Annotated in this window: 4 protein-coding genes; 1 reads left to right on the forward strand and 3 read right to left on the reverse strand. The window is 71.7% G+C overall.

Annotated elements, in window-relative coordinates:
- From AC1MIR_RS25060 to maiA, 3 genes are all read right to left on the reverse strand, one after another.
- On the reverse strand, positions 1–1,112 hold a 1,112-nt coding region (locus AC1MIR_RS25060; RefSeq protein WP_480030896.1), incomplete at its 3' end, for a pyridoxal phosphate-dependent decarboxylase family protein.
- A gap of 467 nt (positions 1,113–1,579) precedes the next feature.
- Positions 1,580–2,170: a carboxymuconolactone decarboxylase family protein gene (locus AC1MIR_RS25065; RefSeq protein WP_480030897.1), complete on the reverse strand. Its 591-nt coding sequence runs from the start codon at positions 2,168–2,170 to the stop codon at positions 1,580–1,582.
- A gap of 82 nt (positions 2,171–2,252) precedes the next feature.
- Positions 2,253–2,900: a maleylacetoacetate isomerase gene (gene maiA / locus AC1MIR_RS25070; RefSeq protein WP_480030898.1), complete on the reverse strand. Its 648-nt coding sequence runs from the start codon at positions 2,898–2,900 to the stop codon at positions 2,253–2,255.
- A gap of 99 nt (positions 2,901–2,999) precedes the next feature.
- Between maiA and AC1MIR_RS25075 the strand changes: the two genes are divergently transcribed.
- On the forward strand, positions 3,000–3,956 hold the full coding sequence (locus tag AC1MIR_RS25075) for a 4-hydroxy-tetrahydrodipicolinate synthase family protein (protein WP_480030899.1): 957 nt from the start codon (positions 3,000–3,002) through the stop codon (positions 3,954–3,956).
- Positions 3,957–4,090: the final 134 nt, after the last annotated feature.

Below are 4,090 nucleotides of genomic sequence, written 5' to 3' on the forward strand. Positions count from 1 at the left end.
GTCTGCGTCACCCCCCCCTGCGGGGCGGGGACGCCGCGCGTGCGGCCCGGCCCGACGGGGGGGGGCCCGGGCGCGCGGGGGGCGCGGCCGCGTCCGGCGGCCTGCAGGTAGTTCGCATGCGCGGCGAAGGTGTCGAAATGCTCGCGCGGGTGGCGGACCAGCAGGAAGCCCGCGTCGTAGGGCACCTGGCCGAGCTTGTGGAAATCCAGCGCGAGGGAGTCCGCGCGGCCGATGCCGGCAAATCGCGGCGCGAGGCCGGGATGGAGCACAGCCAGCGCGCCCAGCGCGCCGTCCACATGGAACCAGAGGCCTTCCTCCGCCGCGATATCGGCCAGCGCGTCGAGGTCGTCCACCGCGCCGACATCCACCGTGCCGGCCGACCCGACTACGGCGAAGGGCCGGATGCCCGCGGCTCGGTCCTTGGCGATGTGACGCTTGAGGGCGGCGATGTCGATGCGATGGGCGGCGTCCGTGGGCACCAGGCGCAGCGCGTCGGATCCGAGGCCCATGAAGTCCATGGCGCGGGCGATGCAGCCATGCACCCCGGCCGAGGCATAGGCGGCGAGACGCGCCCCGCCGACGCCATGCCGGCGCACCGAGGCGCCGAGCGCCCGCCGCCGCGCCACCAGCATCGCCACGAAGTTCGCCAGCGAGCTTCCCGTCATGAACAGCCCGCTGGCATCGGCCGGAAAGCCGAACAGGCCAGCCAGCCATCGCGTGATCTGGCGCTCGACCTCGATCGGCGCGTGGTCGCGGCCGCCGAGATTGGCGTTCATCGCGCCCGCCAGCATCTCGGCCACCATGCCGGCCGGATTGCCGCCGCCATGCACCCAGCCGAAGAAGCGCGGATGCGTGTTGCCGGTCGGGTAGGGCGCGACGAGTTCCTCGAAGCTGGCCAGGGCGCCCTCGATCCCCTGCGGGCCGACGGGGAGGGGTTCGCGCAGGGCGGCGCGGGCCGAAGCCGGCATCCGTTGCCAGACCGTGCCGTCTCGCACGGTCCGCATGCGCGTCAGCGCTGCGTCGAGCGCGGCATGGGCGGCACGCGCGAAGGCGTCCCAGTCTGCCGGATCGAGATTGGCGGAATTGAGCTCAGGCGGCGGCCGCAGGGACAAGGGTCTGCCTTTCCGGTTGGTGACGACGCGGCGAAGCCGAGGCCTGGCCAATGGAGAAGCCGTTGCGACGCGGCAGGCGAGGATGGTCTCGCCCGGAACACGCGCCGGATGGTCCCGAGGCCTAGCCACTGGCGCTCGGGCAGCAGGGGAAGGCCGCCGCAGGGCGGCATGCACGGCGAGAGGTCGCGCGGGAGGGGGCGCTTCGGCCCCGAACGACGCAGGCGCGGACAATGCGGTGGTGGAAGCCTCCTTCTCGGATGGATCCTAGCGGGCAAGGCCCGCGCGAATCATTGGTTAATCAAAGGTTATTGGCGCCCTCTGCCAGGGTCAAGCGCCGAGCCCGCCCGACGCGCGATGCGGGCGCGTCATCGCAAGGGGCCGGCCGCTGCGATCAGCGGCGCGAAGAAGGCGCGGTCGCGCCCGAGCCAGCCCTTCAGCGCCACGGCAGCCCCTGCGCCACCCCCCGCTCAGCCATGCTTCCCGACAGTCCACCCCTCCCGCGCCAGGTTCTTCGCGCCCGCTTCGATGCCGATGGGCTCCAGCGTCGTGCTCATGGAATCGTTCCAGCGGTTCAGGAAGCCGAACAGCGCGACGACGCCGAGGATCTCGACGATCTCGTCCTCGCTCCAATGGGCGCGCAGGGCGGCGGCGATCGCGGGCGTGACGGCATTCGGCACCGAGGCGGCGGCGATGGCGAAGTCGAAGGCGGCGCGCTCGGCCTCGGTGAAGTGCGGGCTGGTGCGATAGGACCAGATGTCGGCCAGCCGCTCCGGCGTGGCGCCGAAGCGCTCGGCCGCCAGGATGGTGTGCGCCTCGCAGTAGTGGCAGCCGGCGGTGTGGGAGGCGAGGTAGCCGATCAGCCGCTTCTGCTCGGCCGTGACGCGCGCGTGGTTCGCCATCACCGCCTTGTTGAGCTCGGTGAAGGCGCGCGCGATGGCGGGCCGGCGCTGCATGGTCAGCACCGAGTTCGGCACGGTGCCGAGCGGCCCGCGAAAGAACTGGATCAGGTCCACGAGGTCCGGATTGTGGTCCTCCGGCAGCGGGTCCACGAGCGGCATGCTTCCTCCTACGGCGGCGTTCGGCTCCGCGCCGCGACGCGTGTTCCGGGTCCGCCACGCGGCGGCAACGAGAAGGCGCGACTCACTCCGCGTCCGGTTGCGCCTCGGGCGCGGCCGCGGCGAAGGCGGGCAGGTCCCGGCAGGCCGCCTCGACGGCGAGGATGCGCGGATAGGCGCCGAGGTCGCAGCCGAAGCGCCGCGCATTGCCGAGCTGCGGCACCAGGCACAGATCGGCCAGCCCGGGCGCGTCGCCATGGCAGAAGCGCCCGGTCGCGGGCTCGGCCAGATGGGCTTCCAGCGCGGCGAGCCCGGTCGCGATCCAGTGGCGCGCCCACGCATCGATCGCCGGCTGGTCCTGGCGCAGCTCCCGCTTCAGGTATTGCAGGACGCGCAGGTTCTGGATCGGGTGGATGTCGCAGGCCACGATCTGCGCCAGGGCGCGCACCCGCGCGCGCCCCCAGGCGTCCTCCGGCAGCAGCTTCGGGCCGGGCTGCGTCTCGTCCAGCCATTCGAGGATCGCCAGCGACTGGGTCAGCACGCCCTGGCCCGCCACTTCCAGCGTCGGCACGAGGCCCTGCGGGTTGAGGGCCAGGTGGTCGGGCGCCGCCTGCTCCCCCTTGCGCAGATGGCGGAAGACCTGGCGCGCGGCGAGCCCCTTCAGCCCGAGCGCGATGCGCACCCGCCAGGCGGCGGAGGAACGGAAATAGCCGTGCAGGATCAACTCGGTCATGGCCAGGGCCTCCCGCGCGCCATGACGGGCAGGGGGCGGGCGCCTGTCAACAGCGCGCGCTCCCTGGTATCGTGGGACATCGCGCAGAGGATGACCGGCATGGCCAAGATGCGGATCGAGGGTTCCTTCGTGGCCCTCATCACCCCGTTCAACGCCGATGGCAGCGTGGATTTCGGCGGCTTCCGGACGCTGCTGGACTGGCATGCGGCCAATGGAACCTCCGCCGTGCTGATCATGGGCTCGACCGGCGAGGTCTCCATGCTGACGCCGGAGGAACGGCGCGAGATCGTGGAGCGCACGGCCGCCATGAAGGCCAATGGAGCGGCGGGCCGGATGAAGTTCTTCTACGGCTGCACCGGGCCGAGCACCGCGGCGACGATCAAGTATCTGCAGCATGCGAAGTCCGCCGGCGCCGATGGCGCGATCCTCGCCGCGCCCGCCTATATCTGCGCGCCCGAGGACGACATCGAGGCGTTTTTCGCCGAATGCGCCGATGCCGTGGACCTGCCCATCGGCATCTACAACAACCCGCCGCGGGTGAAGTCCGACCTGCATTGGGACCACCTGCTGCGGCTGATGAAGCACCCGAACATCGTGGTGCTGAAGGAAAGCACCACGCGCGTCGGCCAGGTGGCCCAGGTCTGCGCGGCGCAGCCGGACGCGACGATCATGTGCTGCGACAGCCCCAATCTCGGCCTGGTGGTGCCGACCATGTCGCTCGGCGGGCACGGCACGGCGAACATGACCGGCAATCTCGACCCGGCGGGGATGGCCGCGCTCTCGACGCCGTGGCGGACGCCCGAGCAGTCGGTGGTGTTCCGCGAGACCTATCTGCGTCTGCTGCCGCTGCTGCACTTCACCTACAGCGCGATCAATCCGGTGGCGGTGAAGTCGCTGATGAAGGCGGTCGGGCTACCGGCCGGCGACCTGCGGCGCCCGCTCTCCGGCCTCAAGCCCGATCACCTGGCGAAAGGCGTCGAGATCGTCCGCCGTCTCGGCCTCGATGCGCGCTATGGCTGGCGCCTGCCGGGCACGCTGCCGCTCGCCGCGGAGTAGGCCTCAGCGCGCAAGCGCGTTGCGCAGGAAGCCTGCCGTACGGCGATAGTGCTCCTGCAGCAGCGCGATCGCCTGGACCGCGTCGCATGCCAGCGCGGCGTCCGCGATCGCCTCATGCTCGGCCGCGACGTCGC

It is taken from the genome of Falsiroseomonas sp. RANM36 (genome assembly GCF_056682175.1).

Coding starts and splice junctions, on each gene's coding strand:
- AC1MIR_RS25075 (WP_480030899.1), top strand. CDS start 3,000: ATGGCCAAGATGCGGATCGAGGGTTCCTTCGTGGCCCTCATCACCCCG.
- maiA (WP_480030898.1), bottom strand. CDS start 2,900: ATGACCGAGTTGATCCTGCACGGCTATTTCCGTTCCTCCGCCGCCTGG.
- AC1MIR_RS25065 (WP_480030897.1), bottom strand. CDS start 2,170: ATGCCGCTCGTGGACCCGCTGCCGGAGGACCACAATCCGGACCTCGTG.